The sequence below is a fragment of the Alphaproteobacteria bacterium genome (assembly GCA_039980135.1).
Classification (GTDB): domain Bacteria; phylum Pseudomonadota; class Alphaproteobacteria; order UBA6615; family UBA6615; genus UBA8079.
The window spans coordinates 582,944-596,095 of the sequence record JBDXCV010000003.1 but is presented as its reverse complement, the minus strand read 5'-3'; the positions used below and the strand labels follow the sequence as shown (position 1 = coordinate 596,095).

General features: G+C 60.0%; 14 protein-coding genes. All 14 read left to right on the top strand.

Going from position 1 to position 13,152, the window contains the following annotated elements; genetic code table 11:
* The first annotated feature begins 88 nt into the window (after positions 1 to 88).
* The 14 genes from ABJ363_04735 to ABJ363_04670 all read left to right on the top strand — a co-directional run bounded on the left by ABJ363_04735 (position 89) and on the right by ABJ363_04670 (position 13,145).
* Positions 89 to 661, top strand: coding sequence for a hypothetical protein (locus ABJ363_04735; GenBank protein MEP4378286.1), 573 nt, complete (start codon positions 89 to 91; stop codon positions 659 to 661).
* A gap of 12 nt (positions 662 to 673) precedes the next feature.
* Complete coding sequence (locus ABJ363_04730) at positions 674 to 1,231, top strand: hypothetical protein (protein MEP4378285.1); 558 nt, start codon at positions 674 to 676, stop codon at positions 1,229 to 1,231.
* Positions 1,232 to 1,281: 50 nt separating this feature from the next.
* The gene (locus ABJ363_04725; protein MEP4378284.1) at positions 1,282 to 1,845 is read left to right on the top strand and encodes a cupin domain-containing protein; all 564 of its coding nucleotides are present in this window, start codon (positions 1,282 to 1,284) and stop codon (positions 1,843 to 1,845) included.
* Positions 1,846 to 2,393: 548 nt separating this feature from the next.
* The gene (gene dctP / locus ABJ363_04720) at positions 2,394 to 3,440 is read left to right on the top strand and encodes a TRAP transporter substrate-binding protein DctP (GenBank protein MEP4378283.1); all 1,047 of its coding nucleotides are present in this window, start codon (positions 2,394 to 2,396) and stop codon (positions 3,438 to 3,440) included.
* A 290-nt stretch (positions 3,441 to 3,730) separates the two neighbouring features.
* A complete protein-coding gene (locus ABJ363_04715; protein ID MEP4378282.1) occupies positions 3,731 to 4,267 on the top strand; it encodes a TRAP transporter small permease in 537 nt (178 codons plus the stop codon).
* Positions 4,260 to 5,549 (top strand): TRAP transporter large permease, encoded by a 1,290-nt coding sequence (locus ABJ363_04710; protein ID MEP4378281.1) that lies wholly within the window; start codon positions 4,260 to 4,262, stop codon positions 5,547 to 5,549. The genes ABJ363_04715 and ABJ363_04710 overlap by 8 nt, the downstream gene beginning before the upstream one ends.
* A gap of 132 nt (positions 5,550 to 5,681) precedes the next feature.
* A complete protein-coding gene (locus ABJ363_04705) occupies positions 5,682 to 5,933 on the top strand; it encodes a hypothetical protein (GenBank protein ID MEP4378280.1) in 252 nt (83 codons plus the stop codon).
* 48 nt (positions 5,934 to 5,981) lie between these two features.
* On the top strand, positions 5,982 to 6,341 hold the full coding sequence (locus ABJ363_04700) for a hypothetical protein (GenBank protein MEP4378279.1): 360 nt from the start codon (positions 5,982 to 5,984) through the stop codon (positions 6,339 to 6,341).
* Positions 6,342 to 6,389: 48 nt separating this feature from the next.
* The gene (locus ABJ363_04695; GenBank protein MEP4378278.1) at positions 6,390 to 8,066 is read left to right on the top strand and encodes a thiamine pyrophosphate-binding protein; all 1,677 of its coding nucleotides are present in this window, start codon (positions 6,390 to 6,392) and stop codon (positions 8,064 to 8,066) included.
* A gap of 13 nt (positions 8,067 to 8,079) precedes the next feature.
* A complete protein-coding gene (locus tag ABJ363_04690; protein MEP4378277.1) occupies positions 8,080 to 9,252 on the top strand; it encodes a cupin domain-containing protein in 1,173 nt (390 codons plus the stop codon).
* A gap of 72 nt (positions 9,253 to 9,324) precedes the next feature.
* Positions 9,325 to 10,050, top strand: coding sequence for a carboxymuconolactone decarboxylase family protein (locus tag ABJ363_04685; protein MEP4378276.1), 726 nt, complete (start codon positions 9,325 to 9,327; stop codon positions 10,048 to 10,050).
* The gene (locus ABJ363_04680) at positions 10,047 to 10,703 is read left to right on the top strand and encodes a hypothetical protein (protein MEP4378275.1); all 657 of its coding nucleotides are present in this window, start codon (positions 10,047 to 10,049) and stop codon (positions 10,701 to 10,703) included. The genes ABJ363_04685 and ABJ363_04680 overlap by 4 nt, the downstream gene beginning before the upstream one ends.
* 286 nt (positions 10,704 to 10,989) lie before the next feature.
* Positions 10,990 to 11,931, top strand: coding sequence for a LysR substrate-binding domain-containing protein (locus ABJ363_04675; GenBank protein ID MEP4378274.1), 942 nt, complete (start codon positions 10,990 to 10,992; stop codon positions 11,929 to 11,931).
* Between the two features lie 320 nt (positions 11,932 to 12,251).
* Positions 12,252 to 13,145 carry an SMP-30/gluconolactonase/LRE family protein gene (locus tag ABJ363_04670; GenBank protein ID MEP4378273.1) on the top strand — a complete coding sequence of 298 codons (894 nt, stop codon included), beginning with the start codon at positions 12,252 to 12,254 and terminating at the stop codon, positions 13,143 to 13,145.
* Positions 13,146 to 13,152 lie beyond the last annotated feature (7 nt).

The window sequence follows — 13,152 nt, the reverse complement described above, 5'->3', positions numbered from 1 at the left end:
GGTTCGTAGCTCAAGACTGTATACAATATTTATGATTGTATACAGTACTAGGCGCCCGGTTCAGAGGTGCAAACGAAGGAAACGTCAGATGAGCCGCGAGAAGGACAGGATTAACGGACCCGTCCGCCGGGTCGTCACCGGAACACGCGCCGACGGAAAGTCGGCGGTGCTTTACGACAGCGACAACCCCTACCGGTACTCGCGTGGCGGCGGATCCACGATCGTTTTCAACGAAATCTGGACGTTCGATACATCGCCGGCCCCGCTGGCCGGAGAGCGTGACGGTGCCGACCGGCCGATGAGCCATTCGCCGCCCGCCGAAGGTGCACATTTCAGGGTTATTCAGTCGGCGAAAGAGGACGATGCCCAAGTCGATCAGGAGGAAGCCGACCAGCAGTTCGCATCGATGAATGAGGGCGGTTTGTCTGAACGCCTGCCGGGCGCCCGCCACTGGAACATGCACCGGACCCGGACTGTGGACTATGGGATCGTCACCTTTGGCGAGCGAATCCATGTGCTCCCGGAATCGGAATTCACCATGCGCAAGGGCGACATCGTTGTTCAGCTCGCCCATTTTCATTCCTGGGACAGCACACGCGGCGACAACGTCATGATCTTCGACATGATCGGCGGGGAGTATCCCGACGGCTCAGGGGAATAGGGAGCAGCGCAAATGTTCACGCTGGACAAACCGGTGCGCCGGGTCGTCACCGGCACGAGGAAAGACGGCAAATCGGCCGTGCTCCACGACAGCGCCAATCCGTACCGATATTCGCGCGGTGCGGGGGCGGCAAGCCAATTCAACGAGATATGGACGTTCGACGCGTCTCCCGCGCCCCTGGCGGGAGAAAAGGATGGTGCGGACCGGCCCCTCAGCCATTCTCCGCCGGCAGAAGGCGCGCATTTTCGGGTCATTCAAACCACGGCTGAAGACCCGAGCAAGGTCAACCAGGAAGAAGCCGATGCGCAGTTCCAGCAAATGAACGACGGCGGGCTTTCCGAGCGAATGGCCGGAAGCGACCGGCACTGGAACATGCACCGCACACGCACGGTCGACTACGGCTTCGTCACCTGGGGCGAGCGCATTCACGTATTGCCGGAATCCGACTTCGTGATGCGCAAGAGCGACGTGGTGGTGCAGCTCGCCCACTGGCATTCCTGGGACAACCTGGATCGACCGAGCATCATGATGTTCGACATGATCGGCGGCGAGTACGCCCACGATGAATAGCTGGCACAATCGCGCCAAAACCAACAGCGGATGAGACAGGGAGTGAAAGTATGCCCCACGGAATAGCCCCGGTACGACGCATCGTCGTCGGCGACGAAGAGCCCGGCAAGCCGGTGATTTTCAGTGACGGCCCGTCGCCGGACGTCCGCATCGACCCTGCCCGGCCCGGATTCGGAATGACGCGGATCTGGGTCACCGAAGATACGCCGGCGCCGGTCCGAGGTGTCCGCGAAACGCTTCACCTGCCGCACACGCTCGAGCCGCCGGTCGACGGGTCCGTGTGTCGCTACGTCACGATTCCGCCCGACGCATCCTGGATGCAAGCGATCGACGAAGATAAGGTCAGAGCCTTCTTTTCCGAAGCCGGATCTCCGGACGCGTGTCAGTACGAAAAGAACGCACCGCATCCATACATGCAACGGACCGAGACGCTCGACTATGTCTATGTTCTGGACGGATCGGTGACACTGGTTCTCGACACCGAAGAGGTCGAACTGGACGAGGGAGATTCGGTGGTACAGCGCGGTGCGCGGCACGCCTGGAGCAACCGCACATCGGCGCCCTGTACGTTGATCATTTCTTCTCACCATGGAAGCGACGAACGCAGCGACTGACGTTCGGGCGCCCGGAAGGGCAATGCGCTTTCCCGCCACGCAAGACACCCGATAGCCGAGCTGTACGCACGGTGCGGAACCCGGCTGCGCGCCGGGAAGCCGGATGCAGCATCGGTACGAAAAATCGACCCGCGTGACAGGCAGGGTCCGGGGCCATCCGGGCAATATATTCAACTGGTGGTTTCCGCCGGACATCGCCCGGCAAAGACATGGTTTCAGCCCCCGGTTTTCCGGTACTTCCCGGCCGAACTTTCATATAACCAAATGGAATGGGACCATGAAAATAAATTCGTATCAGGAATACCAAACGGCCTCTAGCCTCTATGGTGAGACGATTTGGGATTGGTGCGTCGGGTTATGCACACCCTGCGTCACCGGGACGGAAACTTCGCAATGTCGCCATTTTTCAAGGGTTCGGTAACATTCGGCACCGGTGTGTTTGTCTGACGAGTTTTATCGGATGAAGGTTTTCGAGTAGCAATGAGAACGAAATGTCCAAGGAAGCGTTCCAAAAAGAACGCCCGAACGAAACGAGGAGGAAACGACAAATGAAACGCTCAATTAAACTGTTAACTGCAGCCGCGGCGCTCTCTGCCGGCCTGGTTGCATCGGCTGGTGTACCGACGCCGGCTTCGGCGCAGACGAAAATTCTCGTCCACATCTTCGCGCCGGCCACCTATCCCAACAACCTCGGCTGGAACTGGCTGAAAGAGAATGTCGAACGCGACACCGAAGGCCGGGTCGTTTTCGAATTCACGCCGGGTGCGGTCGCCCCGCCGGCGCGTAACTGGGATCATGTGACCAGCGGTCTTGTCGATGCGGCGTATATCCATGCGGGCTTCGAGCGGAATCGCCTGCATCTGATGGATATCGGTCGTCTGACCGGCCACAACCCGTCGGCAACGGCACTGGGCGTCGCCAGCTGGCGGACCTACAAGAAGCATTTCGAGGCGGCCGGTGAATACAAAGGCACCAAGCTCCTCGCGACCTACACCTATACCGGTGAGCAGATCTTCACCATCGACAAGCCGATCAACTCGGTTGCCGATATCAAGGGCTTGAAGCTGCGCAGCGGTAACGGTCTGGCCAAGGACATTTTCGTGGATCTCGGCGCCGCGGCGATCCCCTCGCTCGCCACCGAGATTTTCCCGATGGTATCCAAGGGCGTGGTTGACGGCATGACCGGCTCTGCCGCCCTGGCCGCGGTTCTCAAGGTGGATCAGTTCCTGAACTACGGGGTGGAGTATCCCGGCGCGTTCGTCTCCCTGATCTGGACGCCGATTCTGAACATTCAGAAGTGGGAATCCATTTCCGCCGATGACCAGGCGATCATGGACAAGTATCTCGGAGAGGCGCTCACGCGGAATGTCAGTGGCCGCTGGGACGAGGGCAACGTGAATGCTCTGGCGAAAATGCGGGCAAACGGCGTCAAGATTCACCCGACAAGCCCGGAGATGACTGCCGAGGTCAAGCAGATCACGGCGAAGTACACCGACCAATGGCTTGAGAAAGCCGCGAACCGCGGGGTCGATGGCAAGGCTGCCCTGGCGTACTTCAACGAGCAGTTGAAAGCCGTGCAGGCCGAGAAGAAATAGCCGGTCAGCACCGAATTTGCTCTGCGGATTGATCCGGAGAGCAAATTCGCCTGATCCAACCGAAGAAGGATGGCGGCCACTTGTGTTCCGGCCGCCATCCGCATCGGTTCTGTAAAGTCGGCTCGACAAATAACCGGAAACCACCGGCAGCCGAGAACCGGGCTAATCAATCAAGAAGAGTTGGTCTGAACCGCCAGATTCGGACCGATCAGAATGGCGGTACCGAGTGCCTGACCGCCATCCTCATCGGCCCAAACGAAAAATAGCCGTCAGGGTGGGGACTTTTATTCATGGAAAACAACGAACAAGACCCATTAGAAGCGCCGGATCCGACCAAGGATGGATGGCGGCCACTGAATTTTCTGGTCGCGATATTCATCGGTTCGATGATGCTTCTCGGCACCGTCGATGTGACGCTGCGCTATCTTTTCAGCGCGCCGCTTTCCTGGGGAATTTCCGTCATCGGGATGATCCTCGGCCTGACAATATTCAGCGGATTGATCAACGTCTGCCGCGAGGATGAACATATTACGGTTGGCTTGCTGGACCGTTTCATCACCGGTCGTGCGCGAAAAGTGCAGAGTATCTTCGTCTACATCGTGAGCATCGGCGCGCTGGGGTTCATTGCCGAGCGGTTGATGAGGGTGACCGTCCACTCGTACGGCAACAATACGTTTCACGAGAATATCGATTTCTACAATTGGCCCTTTTCGTTGGTTTTTTCCGTGTTGGCGATGATTGCCACGGTCTACTCGATACGAAACTTCATTCGCCTCCTGAGACAGGATACCGACGCAGTCCACAGGCCGGAGAACCCCAATGTTTGAAGTTTCGATTGGGATGGCAGCGCTGCTGCTGCTGTTGCTGGCCCGTGTGCCACTGGGTTTCTCCATGCTGCTCGTCGGCTTTTTCGGCACGGCGACCGTGCGTGGCATGGACATCGCCCTGTACGGCATCGGTACTGTCATTTTCGACATCGCTATTGCACCGGGTTTCGTGGTCCTGCCGCTGTTCCTGCTCATGGGAGCGTTCGTATCCCAGGCGCGTTTATCAGACGACCTGTATGACGCGGCATATTCGTGGCTCGGACATCTGAGGGGCGGCCTGGCCATGTCGACAGTCGCGGCCAGCGGAGGGTTTGCGGCGGTTTCGGGCAATTCGGTGGCGACGGTTGTCACCATGGCCAAAGTCGCGCTGCCTTCGATGCGCCGCTACAATTACTCGGACAGTCTGGCGGCCGGCACGATCGCGGCAGGCGGTACACTGGGAATTCTTATTCCCCCGAGCAATGCCCTGATCGTCTACGGCCTGCTGACCGAATCTGATGTTGGCCAGCTGTTCGTCGCGGGCATCGTGCCTGGCATCCTGACCGTTATTCTCTATATCGGCGTGATCAAGCTCATCGTGGCGTTTCGCCCCGATAGCGGTCCGGCAGGTGAACGCAGCAGCTGGCGCTATCGGATACGCACGCTCGGGCGGGTCTGGGGTGTGGTCGCCCTGTTCCTGATGATCATGTTCGGAATCATGTTCGGGGTCTTTACCCCGACCGAAGCTGGCGCGATGGGGGCCTCGGGCGCGCTTTTGTTCGCGGTCGGACGGCGGCGGATGTCATGGCACAGCCTGTTCCTGTCGCTCTACGACGCGGGAAAGACCACGGGTATGTTGTTTACCGTGATCTTCGGTGCGCTGGCGCTCAATCAGTTCATTCAGCTGTCCGGCGTGAGCTTCGTCATCACGGATTTTGTGACCAGCTTTGACGCGAGCCCGACGTTTGCAATATTCGTCATTCTCGGAATTCTCATTGTCCTGGGCATGTTCGTTGAGGGACTGGCGATGATTCTCCTGGTGGTGCCAATCTTCGTGCCGATCGTGAGCGCCATGGGAATCGACCTTATCTGGTTCGGGATCTTCCTTGTGGTGGCGACGGAAATCAGCCTGATTACGCCGCCGGTCGGCATCAACGTGTTCGTCATGAAAGCCATGCTCAAGGATGTCGAACTGTCGACCATCTTCGCCGGAATCATGCCGTTTTTCGCTTCCGACATTCTTCGTCTCATATTGCTGATTTTCTTCCCGGCACTGGCACTCTGGCTGCCGGCTCAGCTCTGACACGCATGATGCCGAAACAGTTCGAGAGCCGCGACGTCGCCGGTCATCGGCCGGACAGGCCATGGCCGCGCAGGTTCGCGGCCTCGTAAACTCAGTTTTTTATCGTTCCCCAAGCTAAGGAGGAGAACCTCAATGGCTCAACTGCCATACATAACGGACGAGGAAGCCACGGGCCCCGTGGCACGTCTGTTCAAGCACAACCGGGTCTTGTACGGGCGGGTGGCGAACGCCATCCGTGTCGCGGCCCATTCGCCGAAGCTGGCGCAGGCTGTTTTCGGTTTCAACGTGCCGCTGTTGCGCGAGGAAATCACCGAGAATCTGCCCGTTCGTCTCAAGGCACTGATCATCCTCAAGACGTCCATGCTGAACGGCTGCAACCATTGAATCAGTCACAACGTAACGCTCGGTCGGGGGTTGGGTTTTGAAGATTCTATGGTTGAGGCGCTCGAAGGGGACTTCCAGTCATCCGATCATTTTACGCCGGCTGAAAAGGCGGCGATCAAGTGGGCCGAGGTGCTGACCGAGAAGACGTATTTCGGCCAGAACCCGAAGGCGATGCCGGAACTGAAGGAACATTTCAATTCCGCGCAGATTGTGGAGATCACGATGATTTCGGGATTCTTCAATTTCTGGAACCGGTTCACCGACAGCCTGCAGATCGATATCGAGGACGCGCCGGTGATGGAGAAGTTCACCAAGTCGGTGAAGATCGATCCTGCCGACTATGTCGCCTATATGCGCGACTGCTGGTGGAACCATGAAGAAGAAGGCGGCACGACCTCGAAGTCCTAGTCCGTATTTGCGCCGAAGCCGGCGCGCACAAAGAAGGAAAGTAACGTCATGGCAAAGATGACCGGCGCCCAGGCAATGGCGCGAATGCTCGAAGATTACGGGGTCACCCACATATTCCATGTGCCCGCGATCTTGCGCAGAACCATGGTCGAGCTCGAAGCATCGACCTCGATCAGTCGGGTGCGTACCCACGGCGAAAAGTCCGCGGCGTACATGGCGGACGGTTATGCACGGGCGTCGCGTCGGCCAGGCATCTGCATGGCGCAGACGGTCGGCGCGCTGAATCTCGCCGCCGGTCTGAGAGACGCCTGGCTGGCCCATTCGCCGGTGATCGCCATGACCGGCGGACGAGACCCCGCCACGAAATTCCGCAAGGTCTATCAGCAGAATGACGACGTACCGGTGTTCGATGCCGTGACAAAGTTCAACGCCACGGTCGATTCCGTGGAACGGTTCCCCGACATGGTGCGGCAGGCTTTCCGGGTCGCGGTGTCGGGAACGCCCGGACCGGTGCATCTTCAGTTCCGCGGCAACGAGGGACAGATGGACGTCGAGGAAGCGGATATGGAGCCGCTCGTCGAAGCCCAGTTCTCGCAAGTCCCGCCGTTTCGGCCGGAACCCGACGATGCGAGCGTAAAGAAGGCCGTCGCGGTTCTGCAGGCGGCGAAACGGCCCGTGATCGTCGCGGGCGGCGGTGTGCGCTGGTCCGAGGCCGGCCCGGCCGTGGTCGCACTGGCGGAGAAGTTGCAGATCCCGGTCGCAACATCACTCAACGGCAAGGATTCGATTCCCGGCACCCATCCGTTGAGCGTGGGCGTCGTCGGCACCTATTCGCGCGGTTCCGCGAACCAGGTCGTCATGGAAGCCGATCTCGTTTGCTTCATCGGCACCGAGACCGGGGGGATGACCACCCATTTCTGGAAGGTTCCCAAGCTCGGCACCCCGGCGATCCAGATCGATATCGACCCGGAAGCACTGGGCCGCAACTACATGCTCGACGCGGCGGTTCTCGGTGATGCCAAGGTCACGGTCGAGCGCATGGTGGAGCATGCCGATGCCGGAACCGCAGCGAGCCGCAAGAACTGGATCGGCCAGGCACGCGGGCATGTGGGCGGCTGGTATCAGCAGTATAGCGAACTCCTGTCCTCCGAAGAGGCGCCGACACGGCCGGAGCGCATCTGCAGCGATCTGTCCAAGCACCTTCCCGATGACGCATTCGTCGTCGTCGATACGGGCCATGCAGGGATGTGGATGGGCGGCATGTACGACTTGCAGAAGCCGACGCAAAGCTACGTCCGCTGTGCGGGTCACCTGGGGTGGGCCTTCTCGGCGACGATCGGGGCGCAGTGCGGGGTTCCGGACCGGCCCGTCGTCTGTTTCACGGGCGACGGCGGCTTCCTCTATCACGTCGCCGAAATCGAAACGATGGTTCGCTGGAATATCCCGGCGGTGATCGTCGTGAACAACAACCATTCCGGCAACCAGTCCAAGCTCGGCTATGACCAGGTCTATGGCGGCAAGCAGACCGAACAAGCCGAAGAGCTGTGGGTCTGGACCGACGTGGACATTTCGAAAGTCGCCGAGACTTTCGGGGCGCAGGGTCTCCGTGTCGAAAAGCCGTCCGAATTTGCGCCGGCACTGGAGAAGGCAATCGCATCCCGGCGGCCGACAATCATTGATGTTGTGACCGACCTCGACGCGCAAGCGCCGCTGCCGATCGGTTGATAGGAGCAAGACCATGTCAAATGACCTGCCGATGACACCCATCCGCCGCGTGGTGACCGGGACCGATGAGCAGGGTCGCTCGACGGTTGTCTGGGACGGGCCCGCGCCCAACGCCACGAACACCGCGCTCGCGAGCCGCACCCACAACACCAACATCTGGGTCTGGGATGGCGCGCCGCTTGCGCTTTCGGGGACGACGGATGAGGGCGATACGCCATATGATTTTCCCGGGCCGCGCGGCGGCGGGCATGTGCGCGTTGTTGAAACACTGGCACGTCAGGCGGATTACGATCCGGCAAACGATCCCGACATTCACGATTTCCATGAACCGACACCACGCCCCAGCGGGCGCAGCTGGGATCGCGGCGGGAAGAACTCCTACTCCGCCGGCATGCACAAGACCCAGTCGATCGATTTCGGAATCATGCTTTCCGGTGAACGCGAGTTGACCACGGACGAAGGCATGCTGCTAATGGAGCCTGGCGATATCGCCATCCAGGTCGGCTCCTGGCACAACTGGTCGTCTCCACGGCTCGGCTGCATCATGGGTTTCGACATGATCGACGCCGTGTTCGAGGACGGCGATCTGGGCGTCGTCCAGAGCGACGAAGCTGTGGTCGAGCTGCCCGAGGGGTTTGAGTTCCCCGATGGCGTCAAACCGGCGCGCCGAATTGTCGTCGCGGACCGTGAACAGGGGCGGTCGAGCATCATCGCCGACGGACCGGCGCCCGATATGCGCTTTGACCCGGCACGGCCCGGTTACGCCTCAGCGCGGCTGTGGGTGATCGAGCAGTCGCCCGCGAAAATGATGCTGGAAACCCTGCATTTGCCCCACACAATCGAGCCACCCAAAACCGGTTCCGTCTGTCGTGTCGTGACCTTTCCGCCGGACGCGAGCTGGGAACGCAAGGTCGGTCCCGACGATGTCGCGGCATTTTTCGAGTCCATGGGCTCGCCCGGCGCATCGACCTATTCGCCGTCGGCGCCGCATCCGTACATGCAGAAAGTCGAAGCATTCGATTTCTGCTTCATCCTGGAAGGAGAGGTCGACCTGATCCTGGACACGGGCTCGGTGTCGGTAAAAGCCGGAGATGTTGTGGTTCAGCGCGGCACCAACCATGCGTGGAGCAACAAGTCTTCGGCGCCCTGCAGGATTGCTATCGCATCGCATGGCGGCGCCTACTAGGCCTTTTTCACGTTGTCGGCACGCCGCTCGCGGGTGATTCCCGCGGGCGGCAGGTCATCACAGGAGCGCATTATGCCAAAGCGCCTGGAAATGCTTTCGGATGACGACGCCACCGGCGTTGGCAAGGAAGTGCTCGATGCCTGTGCCCTGCTGCTGGGCCGTACGGCCAACCTGCAGCGCATTCTCGCCCAACATAATCCTTACTTCGCACGCTGGATTCTCGGCCTTGTCGCGACCGTGCGTCAGCCCGCACTGGGTGCGACATCAGACCCGCGTCTGCGGAGCCTGGCCATTATCAAGACCTCGATGGCCAACGCCTGCGAATACTGCACCGAGCACACGTCGGTGTTCGGCCAGGGACTGGGTATCATCCCCGACGAGTGCGCCCTGCTCGACAGCGACGCCTACAAGGAAAGTTCGCTGTTCACCGACAAGGAAAAGGCCGTCATCGCCTGGGCCGAGGCCGTGACGCTCAATACATCCCGGCGCGACAAGGCGTTGTGGGACGAACTGAAGCGCCTGTGTAGCGACGTGGAGATCGTCGAGGTCACGGTGGCGTCGGCCATGTTCAACATGATCAATCGCCTCAACGATTCCTTCTGGACCGAATTGGAGCCTCTCGAAATCAACAAGAAACAATGGGATGCCGTGAAGGACACGTCGCTGTCGATCGACGATGTCGAAGCGTTCGCGGGCCGGTTTTCCCCATCCGGTCAGGCTGACCGGGACTCAATACAACCTGCCGCGGCGCAAACCGACGGCACCAGGCAACACGCAAACATGAGGAGCGACGTATGAATATTGTCAAATTGGATAGCATCCCCTGGGAAGACAGGAAGAATGTCGATAACTGGTTGAGCAAGGCCGGGCTTTACTATGCCAACGACGAAACGGAGCTGGTCATCAGGCTGATCGACTATCCGTTCGGATCGACCGAGCCGCGTCACGTCCATGCCGGGACTCACGCGACGACTGTGTTGAAGAACACGGCGATTGTCGATGGCCTCACGCTCGGCCCGCTCGATGTGGTCATCGGCCCGAGCAACGAACCGCACGGCCCGCTGCACTATCCGCTCGGCTGCAACCTCATTTCGGCCTTCCAGGGTAGTTTTTTCCATTCCGAGGTCGAGGAACTGTCGTCCGAAAAACACTACCGACTGATCCAGCATGTCGACCTGCCATGGGTGGACGGACCGGACGGAAGCAAAATGAAAACACAGGTCGATCATGGCGCCGGCCGCTTGCTGGTCGAGACGATGCGGTTTCCCGCCGGCGCGACCCACAGCCCGGTCTTCCTGGCCGCGTTGGTGCAGGATGGCGAAATAAAGGTCAGCGGGGAGAGTCTGGGGGTATGGGACTTCATCTATGCCGACACGGGGGATGCACGCGCCGACATCGAATTCGTGACCGACACCACCCTGCTCACCTACACGATGCGTGAGGAAGACTGAGGCCACACATAGGTACGGCGGCCGGCCGGAAGACCCGGTGAATCGTTGCCGCCGTTTGGAGATGTTCGGAGACTCAAGTCAGCGATGACGGACTGGTCGGGCGACCGATATGTCCGGCGCCCGCAAACTGACTTGAGTCTCCGGACATGCTTTCATCGCGGCGGCGCTCAGCCGGTTGAAACACGGCTGCAGGTGATGTCGCCATCCGCCGCCCGTGATCGGCTGGTGTAATGAATTTACAGTCGTTAAGCTTCTGCCTTCCAGCGTGCAGCAAGGAAGGCATTACGTGCGCTTCGAGCAACTCCTTTTTCTCCGTGAGATCGTTGACCAGGGATTAAGCGTCACCCGTGCGGCGAACGTCCTGAACACGTCGCAACCCGGCGTCAGCAAGCAGATTCGTCTGCTCGAGGGGGAGCTCGGGTTCGAGATCCTGCGCCGCCGAAAAGGTCGGATCGACGGTGTGACCGAACCGGGCGAAATTGTCGTGGCACTGGCCCGCAAGATCCTGCGTGACGTGCAGGCCATCCGGCGGCTGGGCGACGACTTCTCCTATACCGACGCCGGCGAACTGGTCATCGCGACCACACATCTGCACGCGCGCTATGTCCTGCCGGCGATCATCGAGAAATTCCGCAAAATCTATCCCAAGGTGAGATTGAGCCTGCTGCAGATAGACCCGGAACATACCGGTGAGCTGGTCGGATCGGGACGTGCGGATATCGGCATCACGAGCGAACTGCCGAACACGCAGCACGAGCTTGTCGAGCTGCCGATCTACGAGTATGGGCGTTCGCTTGTTATGCCACCGGATCATCCGCTACTCGACGTGCAGCCGCTGAAGTTGCAGCAGATCAGCCAGTACCCGATCATCTCCTACAATGCTTCCTACCCGGGCGGAATGGCTGTCAAACGCGCCTTCGAACGCGAGGGCCTCGCGCCCGAGATCGTCATCAGCGCGACCGACGCCGAAGTGATCAAGGCCTATGTTCGCATTGGCCTGGGCGTTGCGGTGGTCCCGGCCGTCGCCTTTGACGCCGAGCTCGACAAACCGCTCGAGGCCGTCGATGCGACCGACCTTTTCGGCATTCTGAAAGCGCAGATCATCCTCCATCCCGAAACGTTTCTGCGCGAGTACATGTATGATTTCATGCAAATGGTCGCGCCGAACTGGCCGCGGGCGGAGATCGTGAGCATGATGGCCGGCGCCGATACGCCGGACCAAGAATGACGGATTTGGTCCCGGAAACCTGATTTTTTCAGACCGCACCCGTGTATGGACGGATTCGAACCGTCATAACCAATGGGCATTACGACATAATAATAAATTCCTTCTAGGCATTCGAGGTGGACTTTAGTCTGGCGTCCTATCAATCACGACCGGTCCGGGAAAGGATCGGCGCATTCGGGAGGCGCCCAGCATGTCATTGACGGTCGGCGAGGAATATTTCGCACGTTTTCCGCGCAAAGCCGGTGTTCATCGTGCCCCCGTTCCGACGGCAATCCCGCGCCAGGGTCTCGCCGACGCAGAGAATGCGGGGGGTAACGAACATGGACATTGATCGGGTATCGCCGGAGTTCGATGCGGTCATCGGCGACCGCGAACCGTCGCTTGATACCATCGCGCACGGCCTGTATTTCGGCGAGGGTCCGGTCTGGGACCGACGTGAGGGCCGGTTCCTGTGGACCGAGATCATCGGCGACGCAATCTGGGAGTATCGGCCCGGCGTCGGCAGTCGCAAGCTGATGGCCCCGAGTGCGCACGCCAACGGCATGACATTCGATCTGGAGGGGCGGCTGCTTGTTGCTGGCTGGTCGTCGCGCTCCGTCTGGCGCATGGAGCATGACGGCACAACGACAGTTCTGGCCTCACAGCATGATGGCAAGCCGCTCAACGGCCCGAATGACATCGTGGTCCGTTCCGACGGGTCGATCTACTGGACCGACCCGCCCGGCGCCCTGTCCATTCCGGGTATGGAGGGGCACGATCAGCAGCGCTACCTCGATATTCAGGGTGTCTATTGCATGACGCCGGATGGCGAGGTGCATCTCGCCATCGCCGACTGCACTTATCCCAACGGGCTGGCCTTCTCGACCGACGAGAAGCTGCTCTATGTCAACGACACCCAACTCGGCCACATCCGTGCTTTCGACGTCAACGCTGACGGCAGCGTCGGGCCGGGGCGTCTGTTCAACAAACAGACCGGCAGTGAAGAGGGTGTCGCAGATGGCATGAAGGTGGACGTAAACGACAACGTTTACTGCACCGGGCCCGGCGGCATTCACGTCACCAACTCCAGCGGCGACTTGATCGGCCGTCTGATGGTGCCTGGGCACTGCACGAATATTGCGTGGGGCGGTGACGACTGGACGTCGTTCTACATCACCACATTTCACACGGTCGTACGCACGCGCCTGGGTGTTCCCGGCGTCGCTGTCTGGTGAGGGACGA

What these genes read in the sequence shown, in the direction of transcription:
- ABJ363_04705 (MEP4378280.1), top strand. Translation starts at nt 5,682, where the DNA reads ATGGCTCAACTGCCATACATAACGGACGAGGAAGCCACGGGCCCCGTG.
- dctP (MEP4378283.1), top strand. Translation starts at nt 2,394, where the DNA reads ATGAAACGCTCAATTAAACTGTTAACTGCAGCCGCGGCGCTCTCTGCC.
- ABJ363_04710 (MEP4378281.1), top strand. Translation starts at nt 4,260, where the DNA reads ATGTTTGAAGTTTCGATTGGGATGGCAGCGCTGCTGCTGCTGTTGCTG.
- ABJ363_04715 (MEP4378282.1), top strand. Translation starts at nt 3,731, where the DNA reads ATGGAAAACAACGAACAAGACCCATTAGAAGCGCCGGATCCGACCAAG.
- ABJ363_04700 (MEP4378279.1), top strand. Translation starts at nt 5,982, where the DNA reads ATGGTTGAGGCGCTCGAAGGGGACTTCCAGTCATCCGATCATTTTACG.
- ABJ363_04690 (MEP4378277.1), top strand. Translation starts at nt 8,080, where the DNA reads ATGTCAAATGACCTGCCGATGACACCCATCCGCCGCGTGGTGACCGGG.
- ABJ363_04680 (MEP4378275.1), top strand. Translation starts at nt 10,047, where the DNA reads ATGAATATTGTCAAATTGGATAGCATCCCCTGGGAAGACAGGAAGAAT.
- ABJ363_04695 (MEP4378278.1), top strand. Translation starts at nt 6,390, where the DNA reads ATGGCAAAGATGACCGGCGCCCAGGCAATGGCGCGAATGCTCGAAGAT.
- ABJ363_04725 (MEP4378284.1), top strand. Translation starts at nt 1,282, where the DNA reads ATGCCCCACGGAATAGCCCCGGTACGACGCATCGTCGTCGGCGACGAA.
- ABJ363_04735 (MEP4378286.1), top strand. Translation starts at nt 89, where the DNA reads ATGAGCCGCGAGAAGGACAGGATTAACGGACCCGTCCGCCGGGTCGTC.
- ABJ363_04685 (MEP4378276.1), top strand. Translation starts at nt 9,325, where the DNA reads ATGCCAAAGCGCCTGGAAATGCTTTCGGATGACGACGCCACCGGCGTT.
- ABJ363_04670 (MEP4378273.1), top strand. Translation starts at nt 12,252, where the DNA reads ATGGACATTGATCGGGTATCGCCGGAGTTCGATGCGGTCATCGGCGAC.
- ABJ363_04730 (MEP4378285.1), top strand. Translation starts at nt 674, where the DNA reads ATGTTCACGCTGGACAAACCGGTGCGCCGGGTCGTCACCGGCACGAGG.